At 71.7% G+C, this 11,867-nt stretch carries 13 protein-coding genes; 7 read left to right on the plus strand and 6 right to left on the minus strand.

Annotation, left to right across the window (positions count from 1 at the left end; translation table 11 throughout):
* The coding region (locus DEIPI_RS34855; protein ID WP_342667538.1) for an RNase H family protein at window positions 1-443 on the minus strand (443 nt) is incomplete at its 3' end.
* 38 nt (window positions 444-481) lie between these two features.
* Between DEIPI_RS34855 and DEIPI_RS0126245 the strand changes: the two genes are divergently transcribed.
* The 4 genes from DEIPI_RS0126245 to DEIPI_RS34860 all read left to right on the plus strand — a co-directional run bounded on the left by DEIPI_RS0126245 (window position 482) and on the right by DEIPI_RS34860 (window position 4,394).
* The gene (locus DEIPI_RS0126245; RefSeq protein WP_027483745.1) at window positions 482-991 is read left to right on the plus strand and encodes a DUF421 domain-containing protein; all 510 of its coding nucleotides are present in this window, start codon (window positions 482-484) and stop codon (window positions 989-991) included.
* 177 nt (window positions 992-1,168) lie between these two features.
* On the plus strand, window positions 1,169-2,338 hold the full coding sequence (locus tag DEIPI_RS0126250) for a S1C family serine protease (protein ID WP_027483746.1): 1,170 nt from the start codon (window positions 1,169-1,171) through the stop codon (window positions 2,336-2,338).
* Between the two features lie 246 nt (window positions 2,339-2,584).
* Window positions 2,585-3,550, plus strand: coding sequence for a type I phosphomannose isomerase catalytic subunit (locus DEIPI_RS0126255; RefSeq protein WP_027483747.1), 966 nt, complete (start codon window positions 2,585-2,587; stop codon window positions 3,548-3,550).
* Window positions 3,540-4,394, plus strand: coding sequence for a glycoside hydrolase family 16 protein (locus DEIPI_RS34860; protein ID WP_084475029.1), 855 nt, complete (start codon window positions 3,540-3,542; stop codon window positions 4,392-4,394). The genes DEIPI_RS0126255 and DEIPI_RS34860 overlap by 11 nt, the downstream gene beginning before the upstream one ends.
* Window positions 4,395-4,433: 39 nt before the next feature.
* On the opposite strand, the gene DEIPI_RS0126265 is transcribed toward DEIPI_RS34860, so the two are convergent.
* A complete protein-coding gene (locus DEIPI_RS0126265; RefSeq protein ID WP_045235242.1) occupies window positions 4,434-4,982 on the minus strand; it encodes a hypothetical protein in 549 nt (182 codons plus the stop codon).
* A gap of 104 nt (window positions 4,983-5,086) precedes the next feature.
* On the opposite strand from DEIPI_RS0126265, the gene DEIPI_RS34865 reads away from it, so the two are divergent.
* A complete protein-coding gene (locus tag DEIPI_RS34865) occupies window positions 5,087-5,527 on the plus strand; it encodes a response regulator (RefSeq protein WP_052352046.1) in 441 nt (146 codons plus the stop codon).
* A gap of 74 nt (window positions 5,528-5,601) precedes the next feature.
* Entirely contained in the window at window positions 5,602-5,763 is a 162-nt protein-coding gene (locus DEIPI_RS38505; RefSeq protein WP_157464133.1) for a hypothetical protein, read from the plus strand.
* A gap of 51 nt (window positions 5,764-5,814) precedes the next feature.
* Here the strand turns inward: DEIPI_RS38505 and DEIPI_RS34870 are convergent, their stop codons facing one another.
* The 4 genes from DEIPI_RS34870 to DEIPI_RS0126295 all read right to left on the minus strand — a co-directional run bounded on the left by DEIPI_RS34870 (window position 5,815) and on the right by DEIPI_RS0126295 (window position 11,248).
* Entirely contained in the window at window positions 5,815-7,314 is a 1,500-nt protein-coding gene (locus tag DEIPI_RS34870; protein WP_052352047.1) for a malectin domain-containing carbohydrate-binding protein, read from the minus strand.
* A 75-nt stretch (window positions 7,315-7,389) separates the two neighbouring features.
* Window positions 7,390-8,592, minus strand: a complete 1,203-nt coding sequence (locus DEIPI_RS0126285; RefSeq protein ID WP_045235243.1) for a glycosyltransferase family 4 protein — start codon at window positions 8,590-8,592, stop codon at window positions 7,390-7,392.
* The gene (locus DEIPI_RS0126290) at window positions 8,589-9,749 is read right to left on the minus strand and encodes a glycosyltransferase family 4 protein (RefSeq protein ID WP_027483750.1); all 1,161 of its coding nucleotides are present in this window, start codon (window positions 9,747-9,749) and stop codon (window positions 8,589-8,591) included. Before DEIPI_RS0126290 ends, DEIPI_RS0126285 begins: the two co-directional genes overlap by 4 nt.
* On the minus strand, window positions 9,746-11,248 hold the full coding sequence (locus tag DEIPI_RS0126295) for an O-antigen ligase family protein (protein ID WP_245588652.1): 1,503 nt from the start codon (window positions 11,246-11,248) through the stop codon (window positions 9,746-9,748). Before DEIPI_RS0126295 ends, DEIPI_RS0126290 begins: the two co-directional genes overlap by 4 nt.
* A 402-nt stretch (window positions 11,249-11,650) precedes the next feature.
* Here DEIPI_RS0126295 and DEIPI_RS40695 point away from each other — a divergent pair.
* Window positions 11,651-11,867, plus strand: a 217-nt coding sequence (locus DEIPI_RS40695) for a hypothetical protein (RefSeq protein WP_169737227.1), incomplete at its 3' end; no start/stop codon positions are given.

Below are 11,867 nucleotides of genomic sequence, written 5' to 3' on the forward strand. Positions count from 1 at the left end.
CGGCGCGCGTCACGCCGCAACGTGGAGACGCGCAGCTCGATGCCGCGCTCCTGCGCCAGGCGGCGCACCTCCGCGCCCAGCTCGGTCTGATCGGGGTGACGCGTCCCGCGCCGCACGGCCTGCACGACGCTCGTGGCGTCCGTGTGCACCGTGAGGGGCTGACCGGGCGGGGCGCGCCGCACGGCCTCGAGCACCGCGACGAGCTCGCAGGCTCCGTTGTCGTTGACGCTGGCGAGACCGCTGTGGTGCGCGTCCGGCTGCCCGGGGACGAGCATCACCACGCCCCAGCCGCCCAGTTCGCCCTGCTGACTGCCGTCGGCGTAGGCGTGATTCACGCTCCAAGGATGGCGCACCCCCGCCCTCACGACCGTGAGGTGCGTGACGGCCACCGGAAGGAAACGTTTCTTGAAGCCCACCTCCCGGCGGGCGCCACGGGACTTCACCTCGGCGGCCTAGCCTGAGCCGGAGGTGGTGACACGAGGTGAACTGGACGGAGATGTTCGTACCCGACCGTCCCCTGCTGGAGGTGATCGTGCGGGGCACGGTGATGTACCTCGCGCTGTTCCTGATGCTGCGCGTCGTGCTGAAACGCGAGTCCAGCGGACTCGGCATGACGGACGTGCTCGTGGTGGTGCTCATCGCGGACGCGGCGCAGAACGCCATCGCGGGCGAGTACCGCTCCATTCCGGACGGCGTCGTGCTCGTCGCGACGATCCTGTTCTGGAGCTACACCCTGAACTACCTCGGCTACCGCTTCCCCCTGATGGAGCGCCTGGTTCACCCGCCGCCCCTGCCGCTCGTGCGCGACGGGCGGATGCTGCGGCGCAACATGCGCCGTGAGCTCGTCACGGTGACGGAACTCGAGAGCCTGCTGCGCGAGCAGGGGGTCACGGACATCTCCGAGGTGCGGCTCGCCTGCATGGAGGGCGACGGACGGATGAGCGTGGTGACGCGCCGATCCCACGTTCGTGGGCGCGGCGTCACCGACTGAGTTCAGGAAAAGAAGTTTTCAGGTATTCGGGAAAGCAGGCTGAGTTCACTTGTTCAGAACCTGTTCGCGATCGCTCAACCCCGGGTTCATCACGTTCACCCTTCCCGCCCGACACGCCGGAACGAAGATGCGGACGGTGCCGAGCGCCCAGCGCGGCCACCGCCCAGGAGGAGACGCATGACCAGAACGCTCGCCCTGACCGTCCTGCTCGCCGTCTGCGCGCCGCTCGCGAGCGCGCAGACGACCACGCCCGCCGCCCCCGCGCTCCCCGCGCAGGAGCGCGCCGTCGTCGACACCATCGACCGGGCGCTCGGCAGCGTGCTCTACATCAACGTCACCACGCCGAGCACCGAGCAGGGCACCTTCTCCAGCCCCATCTTCGCCGACCCGCGCTCCCAGGGCGATCAGGCGAGCGGCAGCGGCTTCTTCGTGAACGCGCAGGGCTACGCCCTCACGAACTACCACGTCGTGGAGGGCGCCACGCGCGTCACCGTGAACCTGCGCGGCGACCCGAAGGAGTACACGGCCCGCGTCGTCGGCACCGCGCCCGACTACGACCTCGCGCTCATCCGCGTGGAGGGCGTCCCCGCCAACCTCGCGCGGCCCCTCACGCTCGGGGACAGCAGCGCCCTGCGCGTCGGGCAGACGACCATCGCGCTCGGCGCGCCCTTCGGCCTGCAGTTCAGCGCGACGACCGGCATCATCTCCGCCGTGGAGCGCACCATCCCGACGGGTGTGCGTCAGATCTCGCAGAACGCCATCCAGACGGACGCCGCCATCAACCCCGGCAACTCGGGCGGTCCCCTGCTGGACTCGCAGGGCCGCGTGATCGGCATCAACACGCAGATCCTCTCCCCGGCGGGCGGCGCGAGCGGCGTCGGGCAGAGCGCGGGCGTCGGCTTCGCGATCCCCATCAACGTCGCCAAGGGCCTGCTGACGCGGCTGCAGGCGGGCGAGACGATCGTGGGTCCCGTCATCGGCGTGACGCTCGCGCCCTTCGATCTGACGGACCTCACCGAGCAGGCCCGCACGCAGTACAAACTGCCGAAGACGGGCGCGCTCGTATCACAGGTGCAGCAGGGCGGACCCGCCGCGCAGGCCGGGATTCGCGGCGGCGGCACACGCGTCGCCACGCCCATCGGGGCGGTGTTCTTCGGCGGGGACGTCATCACGGCGGCGGACGGCCGCGCGGTCGAGTCCTCGGCGGACCTGCGCGAGTACCTCTTCGGGAAGCGCGCCGGGGACCGCGTGACCCTCACCCTGAACCGCGCGGGACAGACGCAGACGGTGACGGTGACCCTCGCGCCCGGCACGCCGCCCCAGCCGCCCACGCCGACGAGCCGTTGAGTCGAGGCGCGACCCGGCGGAAGCCGGGCGAGCCGTTGAGTCGAGGCGCGACCCGGCGGAAGCCGGGCGAGCCGTTGAGTCGAGGCGCGACCCGGCGGAAGCCGGGCGAGCCGTTGAGTCGAGGCGCGACCCGCTGCAAGCCGGGCGAGCCGTTGAGTCGAGGCGCGACCCGCCGTGAGGCGGGCGAGCCGTTGAGTCAAGGGTTCGTGCGGGACGGGCGCGCCCCGCGTGGGCCATCATGAGGGGATGAGTGACGTTCACACGCCCTTCCTGACCCTCACGCCCGCCTTTCACGAACGTGTCTGGGGTGGGCAGCGCCTGCGGCCCTCCACGCCTCCCGTCGGGGAGGCGTGGATCGTGCACGACGACAGCCGCGTGGCGAGCGGCCCTCACGCCACGCGGACCCTGGCGGAGCTCACGCGGGAGGACCCGACCGGGGTGCTCGGCACGGACGTCGCGGCGCGTCACGGCGCGCGCTTTCCGCTGCTGGTCAAGCTTCTGGACTGCGCGGACTGGCTGTCCGTGCAGGTCCACCCGAACGACGAGCAGGCGCGTCGGCTGGTCGGCGAGGACGAGTTCGGCAAGACGGAGGCGTGGTACTTCCTGGACGTGGAGGAGGGCGCCACGATCCTCGCCGGGGTCCGTGAGGGCGTGAGCGCCGCCGCGCTCGAAGGCGCGATCCGTGGGGGCAGGGTGCTGGACGTGGCCCAGCGACAGACGGTCTCGGCGGGCGACACGGTGTTCATCCCAGCGGGCACGCTGCACGCGCTGGGCCCGGGGATGCTGCTGTACGAGGTGCAGCAGTCGAGCGACACCACGTACCGCGTGTACGACTGGGATCGTCCCGCGTCGGCGGGACGGCGGCTGCACCTCGACGAGTCCGTCGCGGTGACGGACCCGGAGGGCCGCGCGGTCCGCGTGCCGGACGAAGCGCCGGACGTGACGGGCGTACGGTCGACGGCGGTCTGCCCGTACTTCGAGCTGGACGTGCTCGACCTCGTCGGGACGCCCCTGGGCGGGGACACCGCCGGGCGGTCCTTCCACGTGCTGACCGTGGCGCAGGGGACGGTCACCGTGACGCACGCGCGAGGCGAGGTCCGGCTCGCGGAGCGCGGGACCGTCGTCGTGCGCGGAGACGCGGGCGAGTACACATTGAGCGCCGACGGCGGGAACGCGCGCGTGCTGCGCGCGAGCGTGCCTCATGCCCGTTGACGGCGAGGCCCGGCAGGGGGACGCGCCCCCGAACACGGCGGACCGGGAGGGCTACCGTCTGGAGTTCGACGAGCAGTTCGACACGGCGGTCCTGGACGAGGCGCGGTGGCTGCCCTTCTACCTGCCGCACTGGAGCGGGCAGGAACGGGCGCGGGCGCGCTTCTCCCTGCCGGGGAAGGGTCTGCACCTGCACATCGAGCAGGATCAGCAGCCCTGGCTGCCCGAGATCGACGGGCAGTTGCGTACGTCCACCCTGCAGACGGGCCGCCGTTCCGGTGGGGTCGGGAGCAGCGACGGGCAGCACCGCTTCCACCCGGATCTGCGGGTCCGGGAGGCGCAGGCTCCGCTGCGGCTGTACACGCCGCGCTTCGGCTTCTTCGAGACGAGGCTGCGTGCCGTTCCCATCCCCGGTTACATGGTGGCGCTGTGGATGATCGGCTTCGAGGAGCGCCCCGAGGAGTCCGGCGAGATCTGTGTCTGCGAGTTGTTCGGGCAGGACCTCACGCCGGACTCGACGGTCGTGCGGTCCGGCGTGCACCCCTGGAGGGATCCTTCCCTGCGGGAGGAGTTCCACGTGGACACGTACGCGTTCGACGCGTCACACTTCCACACCTACGCGGTGGACTGGAAGCCGGACCGTCTGGAGTTCTTCGTGGACGACGTTCACGTCCGGACGATCCATCAGTCGCCGCAGTACGAGATGCAGTTCATGCTCAGCCTGTACGAGCTGCCGACGCAGCTCACCCCGGGCGCCGCGGCGCGGCCGTGGCCCCGGACGGCCGTCGTGGACTACGTGCGCGGGTACCGCCCGGTCGACGGGGACGCGGTGTCCGGCCGGGAGTGACGCTGCCCGCGGGACGGGCGGCGTCACGTGACCGGACCCTCAGCGCTTGCCGGGGGCGTTGTCCTTCTTCCAGGCCTGCGCGAGGTCCCCGCCGAGCTCCTTCGTCCAGACGCGCAGGGCGGTCTCGAAGGGGCGTTTCTCGCGGGCCTCGGAGTGAATGTCGGCGTAGCCCGCGACGAAGCGCGCGGGGGCGGGTCTGGGGCTGGCGCCGCGCGTCACCAGGAGCCTCAGTTCGTAGGAGTAGGCGGGGTCGCCGAAGCCGACGTAGCGGGCCGGGTCGAGGTAGCGGACGCTGACGGCGAGCGTGACGGTGGGCTCCCCGGGCGCGCAGCGGTCGCGGGTCACGGTGGGGACGCCGCCCGCCTTCAGGGCGGACCGGAGGGCGGCGGCGGTGTCTCGCTGGACGGCGCTCCGCACGCTCTTCTGACGGTCCGTCGTGGCGCCCTCGTAGGTGACCTTCACGGAATTCGCAGAGAGGCAGGGACGAGTGCCGCGCAGGTCGGTGGGTGCGTCGTCGCCGTGGGCGAGCGCGCCGCACGGAAGAAGCGCCGCCGGCGTGAGCAGGAGGTGGAGGAGGACGCGTCTCATCGCCCTCAGGCTAGCGGCTGGCCCGGGCCGGGCCTGCGAACCACATGAGAATGAATCGGCGGGACCGTCATCAAAGGCACAGGTGAGGTGAGTAGAATGAAGGTATGTACAGGCACGCGCCCGTCCTGCTGGTGGACGACAGCGTCGAGGATCTCGAACTCGCGCTCGTCGCCACCGACGCCGTCCTTCCGGACGTGGAGGTCGTGGGCTTCACCCGCGCCGAGGACGCGCTGGCCTGGCTGCGTGGACGGGCCGCGGCCCGCCTTCCGCTGCCCTTCCTGACCCTCCTCGACTGGAAGATGCCGGGCATGGGCGGGCGCGACCTCCTGATGGAGATGCGCGCCGCGAGCGACCTGAACCGCACGCCCGTGGTGGTCTTCACCACGTCCCGCGAGGAGCGGGACGTGCACCTCGCGTACTCGCTCGGCGCGAACGCCTTCCTGCGCAAGCCCAGCGGTCTCGACGAACTCAAGGTCCTGCTGGAACGCACCGTGCGCTTCTGGCGGATCAACGTCACGCCCACGCGGACGCCCGCCGCGTCCTGAAGCATTCCGAGCGGCACTCGCGATCACGGACCCCTCACACATGCCCGCCTAGGCTGTAGGGCAGGAGGTACTCCGTGACCCGAACCCGAAAACTGGCCATCCGCGAGCAGATCCTCCTCGACTACGAGCAGGGCAGGCTCACGCTCAACCAGGCGCGTGAGCGGCTCACCGCGCTCGACCGCGAACTTCTCCTCTCCGCCCGCGAAGGGGCCGCGCCCTCAGCACGCGCCGCCTGAACAAGAGACGGAAGCGCGCTCCCGCCCTGGCGGGAGCGCGCTTCTCGTTGCCTACTGCGCGGGCGTGACGTTGCCGATCACGAACACGTAGTCGTTGTAGTCACCGTTGGCGGCCGGTTCCATCGCGAGGAGGTACTGGTTCGCGATCACCTGCCCCGAACGGTCCCGCACGGGATACACCCGGACCGCGTGCGCGAGGGGTCCGGTGTTGAGCCGATCGTCGGTGAACGTGTCGCGGGGCGCGTAGGACGTCGGTCCGGCGTAGAACCCGAACACCGCGTCCCCGGGGTCGAAGGCGTCGCGCGAGCCCGCCGTGACGGACGGCAGCAGGGTCTGGAAGCCGCCGCGCGCGATGGCGCCCAGCTTCGTCTTCACGGGCTGCGTCCCACCCGTGTAGTACCCGAAGGCGAGCTCGTCCTCGGGCGAGTAGCGCGCCACCGGCCGCACCGTCACGGGCCCCGGTCCCGCCCGACGGAACGACCACGCGCGCACCTCGTCCCCGATGGGCGCGGCGCCCGTCCCGAGCAGCAGGTCCGACGTGCCCACGTTCAGCGCGTACCCGAGGGTCGACGCGATCTGCTGCAGGGGCGGCTCCAGGTCGCCCTCGTAGCCGGACGCGCTCAGCCCGTAGAGGTTCACGCCCGCGGGCGCGGCCCCGCCGTCCGTGGTGACGTTCACCGAGGCGCTCAGTGCGCCCGTACGGCCGCCCGGCGAGAACGACACCCGGACCGAGCGCCGCTCGCCCGGACCCAGCACCAGCGGCGTGGTCGGCGCGTCCACGAGGGTGAACGCCGCCGCGTCCGCGCCCTCGACGCGCACACTCCGGACCGTCAGGGGAGCCGCGCTCTCGTTGGCGAGCAGAACCTCGCGCTGCGGGCTCACGGTGTCCTTCGTCGCGCTCAGCACGAGTTCCGACGGGCCGACCGACACACCCGCCGAACCCGGCACCTCGGCGGCGGGCAGGATCTCCACGGCGTTCACCAGCGCGTTCCCGATCCGGCCGACGAACTCCAGATCGAGCCGCCCGTCGCGCACCTCGGTGGTCACGTCGCGCTCCAGGGCGCGGCGCGTGCCGCCCGCCTCGCGGACGACATCGAGGTCCTTCAGGGCCGCCGTTCCCTCGACGTTCACGTCGAAGACCCGCTGCCCCACGGACGTCGCGGTGAGGTCCGCGAAGTGCAGACGCACGACGTACGAACCGTCCGGAACGGGCACGTGCAGCGCGAAGGACGGCGCGGTCCACTCCGACTGGTAGAGCGAGACGCTCGCGGGCACCAGCGCGCCCGCCACGTCGAGCACGGCGGACCACGCGGCGCCGCCCTCCAGGGTGACCGGGCAGGTTCCGGGCGTCCCGCAGCCGAGCCAGGTGGAGGAGCCGACCTTCTGCGTCGGTCCGCCCAGGTTGAGACGGAGGACCGAGGACGACGTGGGAGAAGCGGACGGCGAGGTGGGCCCGCCGCAGGCGCTCAGCAGGGTGGCGAGCGTGACGAGCGCGGCGGGAATGGAGGAAACGCGGCCTCGACGTCGAGGCGGAAGGGAACGGTCTGTCATGGGTGAACCTCCTAGGGTTCCGCGGAGGTGGGGTGCGGCACGACGGGTCGCACCCCACCTCCCGGCGGCCCGGGATCAGGTGGTGGCGTGCGGGACGCGCCCGAGCCGCCTGCCTCGGGAAGAGACGACCTGCTCGTACACGTCGCGAAGCTTTCGCACGCCCACCTCGGGCGTATAGAGCGTCTCGAAGGTCCGGCGGGCCTCGCGGCGCATCCGGGCGTGAGCGTCCGCGTCCCCGAGGAGCGCGTGGACCTGCCGGACGAGGTCGTCGGCGTCGCCGGAACGGAACCTCAGGCCCGTCACGCCGGGATCGACGAGGGAGCCGGCCGATCCGATGTCGCTCGCGACGACGGGAAGGCCCGCCGCGAAGGCCTCCACGACGGTCATGCCGAACGTCTCGTAGCACTCGGACGGGAAGACCAGGAGCCGGGCGCCCTTCATCAGCTCCAGGACACCCGCACGCTGCTGCCTTCCCAGCAGCGTGACGCCGGGCACCTCCAGTGCGGCGCGGCGGACGTCCTCCTCCAGCGGACCGTCCCCGACGATCCTGAGGGGCAGGTCCTGACCGAGGCGGCGCCAGGCGGCCAGGAGCGTGTCGAGGCCCTTCTCGGGCGACAGGCGTCCCACGAAGAGGGCGTACCCGCCGTCGCCCGTTCCGACCCCCGGATCGTCGGAGAGGAAGTTCGGCTTGACCAGCATGCGGTCAGCGGGCAGCCCGCTCTCGATCAGCTTGGCACGCGCGAAGTCCGTGAGGGTGAGGTACATGTCGACGTCACGGCGGTACGTGCCGAGCGCCCGGTGCGTCGCGAGCATCGTCGCGACGACCGCCGAACCCGCCCGACTGTCGCGGTAGCAGGCGTGCCGGATCGCGGGCGTGGGCAGGAAGCGCCCGACGCAGTCCTCGCAGACGTGCCCGTCGCGGAAGAGCAGCCCGTTGGCGCACACCAGCCGGTAGTTGTGAAGCGTCTGCACGACCGCCGCGCCCTCGGACCGCACGGCGGCGTACGCGGCGGGAGAGATCAGAGGGAAGGTGTTGTGGAAGTGCACCACGTCGATCTCGTCGGACCGCACGATCTTCGCGAGCGCGCGGGCCGACTGCGGATTCCATACCGTCTGCGCGGCCACCCGAAGCTTGCCCGCGTCGTCGATCGCCTCGTTGCTGACGGTGTACGTCGAGACGTTGAGCCCGGAACGGCGCAGCTGGCTCACCTCCGCCTCGAACACCTGGTCCTCACCGCCGCTCTGCTGATAGAAGTTGTGCACCACGAGCACGTTCACGCGATCACCTCCACCGGCGCGGGAGCGAGCAGCGAGCGGTACACCCCGAGGTAGTCGCGCGCCATGCGGTCCACCCCGAAGCGCGTCCGCGCGGACTCCACGAGGTCGAGGGCCGCCGCGCGGTACCGCGCGGGGTCCTCCACCACCCCGGCGAGGCGGCGGGCGAAGGCCTCCACGTCCCCGGAGGGCGCCGACAGGGGCGCGCCCATGGGGAAGACGTCACGCAGCCCGTCGATGTCGGCGACGAGGACGGGCACGCCCGCCAGGACCGCCTCGATGCAGGTCAGCGCGAGCCCCTCGTGCCGTGACGGCATCAGCAGCACGTCGTAGTCCGCGAGCCGTTCCGACAGACCCACGATGGGCGGCGTGAGACTCACGGGCCAGCCCCCCGGGGCGGCGCCCTCCAGCCAGGAGCGCAGGAGCGGCTCCTGCGAGCCCGTACCCGCGATGGTGACCTCCGCGTCGGCAGAGGTGAGCTGCCGGGCGCGCTCGATGATGCGCGGCAGCAGGTCCGTGCCCTTCTGCGGCTCCAGTCGACCGGCGAACAGCACCCTCGTCGGGCCGGGCCGCCGCTGGGTCCGCGTGAGCGGCGGCGCCGCGACGCCGTTGACGATCACCTCGCACTGCGCGTCGGGCAGCCGCGGCAGCCCGTGCCGCGAACGGAAGTCGTGCAGGGCCGCGAGGCTCGCGGCGTTCACGCCGACCGTCCAGGCCCGCTCCAGCCGCCACTCGGAGAACACCCCGACGCGCCGCCACACCGGCCACAGGGTCGTGTTGTGCACCGTCCGCACGACGGCCTCGGGCGCGTCGCCGAACGCGAACAGCGTGCTCGCCGCGTACGTCGCGTCGGGGACGTCGGTGTGCAGGTGCACCACATCGGGACGGACCCGGCGCAGCACCTGACGCAGCCTCCACCCGCCGTGCAGCATGCCGCCAAGCTTCATGTCGAGGGGCGTGCCGGTGAACAGCGGAATCTCCGCGCGGTCCAGCCGTTCGCGCAGGGAGCGGCCCACCTCGTCGTCCTCGACGCCGAGGACCGAGAAGAAGCTGAAGTCCATCTGGTGCCGCAGCGCCTCCGCGAGGGACAGCGCGACGACCTCGGAGCCGCCGAGGTGCAGTTTCGCCACGACGTGCATCACGCGTGGACGACCCTTCACGCGGCCCTCCCCGCGGCGGGAAGGGCCGCGCGGGGGGAGCGCGCCTCGCGCCGCTGGGCTTCGAGGAGCGCGACGCCGAACCCGAACAGCGACCAGAACCAGATGCCGCCCTGTGGCCCTTCCAGGAACACGTCGAAGGACGCGTTGACCATGAAGGCCAGCCAGGACGCGAGCACCCACAGGTTCAGCCGCGCCCACAGGTCCTGACCCCGCGACGACGCCCGGAAGTACGCGACGAGCAGGCTCAGGGCGAACGTGAGCTGCAGCGCCGCCCACACGACCAGCCCGGGCACGCCCGAACGCGCGAGGACGTTGTAGTGCACGCTGTGCGGGCTGCGCAGCGACCCGTCGTCGTACACCTGGAAGCCGTCGGCGTCGGCGAGGTTGACTCCGTAGCCCTTGCCGGTCCAGAAGTACGGACCGTGCACCGTGTAGTCCGTGATGTCGTTCCACCACTGCAGACGCCAGCGGCGGGAACCGTCGCGCGCCTCGTTGCCGGTGCTGCCGGTGATGCTGCGCAGGTTGAGCAGCAGCGTGTCCGCCGAGATGACGTAGCGGCTGCTGCCGAACGACAGGCTGATGCCCGACGCGAAGAACAGGAAGACCGTCAGGGACACCACCGCGAAGGGCTTGCCCCAGCGGCTCCCCGGACGCAGCAGCACGATCAGCAGCAGCGCCGCCGCGATCGCGATGAGGCCGGCGCGCACGCGGAACACCGGAATCGCCGCCGCCGCGAGCCACAGCACCCACCACAGCCACTCGCGTCCGTGACCCACCAGACGCGGGTACAGCCGCGGCCCGAGCCCCAGGACGAGCAGGCCCGCCACCACCGCGAGGTGTACGGCCACGTCGCCGCCCTTCACGTCGAGCAGGCTCACGCTGGAGCCCGGGAAGGGCGGGATGACGCCGCGCGCGACCTGGTCGATGACCACCGCGATCGGCATCCAGATCAGGAACAGCGGCACGAGCCGGGCGTAGCGGCGCGCGGCCTCCACGACGAGGCCGCGCTGCAGCAGCAGGGCCGCGACGAGCACCGCGAACAGGGCGTAGTACCAGAGCGCCGCGTCACGCAGCGCGTCGAGACCGTAGCGGCCCACGTAGGGCACGGTGGCGGCGGCGCCCACCGCCATGTACGCGAGCAGCAGCAGCACGACGGGCGAGCGCAGCAGCGCCGTCCAGCGTGTCGCGAGGACCGTGGCGGCGAGGCACAGCGCGAGCGTGATCTCCCCGATGAACAGCGGCGCGACGCCGACGTACGCGAATCCGCGGCCCAGCGTGGCGTACCCCAGCAGGGTCAGGCCGAGCAGGCCGAGCGCGAGCGTCGGGAGCTGGCGGCGCAGCGTCAGCACGACGCCGAGCCCGAGCGTGACGACCGCGAGGGCGATCGCCGCGAGCGGACTGACGGGCACGGTGACGCTCACGAGGGCCGCGAGGAGCGTGAGGAGCAGGACGTGCGGCAGGGGAATCTGGCCTGGCACGACCGGAGAGGACTTTCGCACAGGGGGAACTCCTTCGGAAACATCGCCCCGCGTGGTGCGCGCGGGAGAGGCGGGGATCGGCGGGCGCGGCCGTGCCGGAGGCCGTCACGGGCGGGTCCGGTACCGGTCTCGATACGCCCAGCCTGATCGAAGCGCCGCTAATGAAACATAAACGCGCTCCTGCACGAAGAAATCATTCGTTCGCACCCCTGTCGGTCGGACGCCACGGCCCCATCGGAGGTGCCCGATGCCTCCCCCGCTCGCCCGGCGATCAGGGCGTGAAGGTTGCCTCAAGCGCGCGTGGCCCGACTGAAGCGAAGTATTGACGGCTTCATGGGCACCCTGGAATCACGTCGATTCACGCCGTCATCGCATGAACGCATTCACTCCCCCTTACCCGTCACCTTCCGCTGGAGGACCCCGATGAACACGAGCGGCAAACGCCGACCCTCATTGCTGCTGCCAGGAATCGCGCTCAGCCTCGCCCTGTGGAGCTGCGGCGCGCCCGCTCCGCAACCGTCCGGGGAGGAGAACCCGTACGCGGGGGGTCGGAGCTACCCGTGGAGCGCACCCGCGCAGATCGACCCCAGCAACCCCTACGCCACCCCCACCCCCTGGCCCACCTGGACCAGCCCCACCG

This window comes from Deinococcus pimensis DSM 21231 (assembly GCF_000519345.1).
GTDB lineage: Bacteria > Deinococcota > Deinococci > Deinococcales > Deinococcaceae > Deinococcus_A > Deinococcus_A pimensis.

What these genes read in the sequence shown, in the direction of transcription:
- DEIPI_RS0126250 (WP_027483746.1), top strand. Translation starts at nt 1,169, where the DNA reads ATGACCAGAACGCTCGCCCTGACCGTCCTGCTCGCCGTCTGCGCGCCG.
- DEIPI_RS34870 (WP_052352047.1), bottom strand. Translation starts at nt 7,314, where the DNA reads ATGACAGACCGTTCCCTTCCGCCTCGACGTCGAGGCCGCGTTTCCTCC.
- DEIPI_RS34860 (WP_084475029.1), top strand. Translation starts at nt 3,540, where the DNA reads ATGCCCGTTGACGGCGAGGCCCGGCAGGGGGACGCGCCCCCGAACACG.
- DEIPI_RS34865 (WP_052352046.1), top strand. Translation starts at nt 5,087, where the DNA reads ATGTACAGGCACGCGCCCGTCCTGCTGGTGGACGACAGCGTCGAGGAT.
- DEIPI_RS0126255 (WP_027483747.1), top strand. Translation starts at nt 2,585, where the DNA reads ATGAGTGACGTTCACACGCCCTTCCTGACCCTCACGCCCGCCTTTCAC.
- DEIPI_RS0126265 (WP_045235242.1), bottom strand. Translation starts at nt 4,982, where the DNA reads ATGAGACGCGTCCTCCTCCACCTCCTGCTCACGCCGGCGGCGCTTCTT.